We start from the raw sequence: 820 nt of genomic DNA, 5'->3' as shown, positions 1-820 counted from the left end.
GAAGCCCTTGCCCTCGTCGTTGTCGATGGCCTTGCTCGACCCGTCCGACTCCCCCGGCGGCTTCATCCACACATAGGCGTCGATCCCGGTGGCCGGGTTGGCCTGCGGCCGCTCGCCGAGGCCGGCGCCGGACTGGTTGCACCAGTTGCCCAGGTGGATGCGGCGGTCGTAGCGCCCGCCGTCCACGTAGGTGTCGACGCTCGTGGTGGCGCCGGGCCCGGCGGGCCGGGCCGTGCCGCCCCAGCCGTTGCGGGAGGTGTCGATCAGCATGCCGAGGTTCTGGTCGAAGCCGAGCGAGACCAGCTTGGTGCGCATGGCCTGGGCGTACGACAGTTCGTCGGTGTAGCGGTTCCAGTCGACCCACTTGGACTCGCGCACCGACTTGCCCGCGACGGTGTCGCCGATGGCGAAGTTGTTCTCCTTGAGTGCGCTGTAGTTGGCCGTGTTCACGATGAAGCCGTGGACGTCGGACAGCTTGGCGCCGTTGCCGGTGGCGGTCGTCTTGAACAGGTCGGCGGAGGCGCCGAAGTTGTCGTCCCAGCCGAGCCAGCCGTGGTGGCCCGCGTCGATATAGTTGTAGACGTTCTTGACGTCACCGAGCTTGTCGAGGGCGTAGGCGACGCCCTTCTGGTAGTTGCCGTTGGCCTTCATCACGTCGCAGTTGGGTGTGGCCGTGGGGCGGCCGGAGACGTTGGTGATGAGGTTGGGCAGCGAGTCGATCTCGATCGTGGTGACGATGCGCAGGCCCGCGTACTTGGGGTCGGCGAGGGTCGCGGCGATCGGGTCGATGTAGTCCGTATTTTACTTGTCGATCAACCTT

Annotated in this window: 1 pseudogene; it reads right to left on the bottom strand. The window is 66.5% G+C overall.

Annotated elements, in window-relative coordinates:
- A pseudogene (locus tag ACQKIP_RS46065) lies at positions 1–798 on the bottom strand (glycoside hydrolase family 6 protein); the annotation flags it as partial.
- Between the last annotated feature and the right edge of the window lie 22 nt (positions 799–820).

This window comes from Streptomyces sp. NPDC059900 (assembly GCF_050270335.1).
Lineage (GTDB): Bacteria > Actinomycetota > Actinomycetes > Streptomycetales > Streptomycetaceae > Streptomyces.
This window is presented reverse-complemented; position numbering and strand designations above follow the sequence as displayed.